1 pseudogene is annotated in these 364 nt (G+C 39.8%); it reads left to right on the top strand.

Annotated features, from left to right (window positions below):
* Window positions 1-364 (top strand): annotated as a pseudogene (locus HMPREF2603_RS13370) (hypothetical protein); the annotation flags it as partial.

The following is a 364-nucleotide window of genomic DNA, read 5'->3' as shown; positions in this document are numbered from 1 at the left end:
GATGCGACTAAGACTCCACAAGAGTTGAAAGACGCAGCCAAAGCAATTACTGATGCGCAAAAAGCTTTAGAAGCAAAAGCTAATAAAGATGAGTTGAATAAAGTAATCAATAATGCAGAAGGTTTAACATTAGATCCGACTGACAAAGAAGATAAAGCCGTTCAAGACGCGTTAGCTAAAGCAAAAGAAGTTCAAGCAGACCCTAATGCTTCTCAAGACGCAGTAGATGCAGCGAAAGCAGCTTTAGAAGATGCAATTAATGCTAAAAATGCTCAAGATGCAAAAGAAGCGAAAGAGGCAGCAGATGCTAAACAAGCAGCATTAGACGCATTGAAAGCAGAGCTTGAAAAAGCGAAAGCAATCA

Origin of the sequence: Staphylococcus sp. HMSC055C03, assembly GCF_001809385.1 — a bacterium.
Lineage (GTDB): Bacteria > Bacillota > Bacilli > Staphylococcales > Staphylococcaceae > Staphylococcus > Staphylococcus simulans.
The sequence above is the reverse complement of the archived record's forward strand: the minus strand, read 5'-3'. Positions and strand labels throughout refer to the sequence as shown.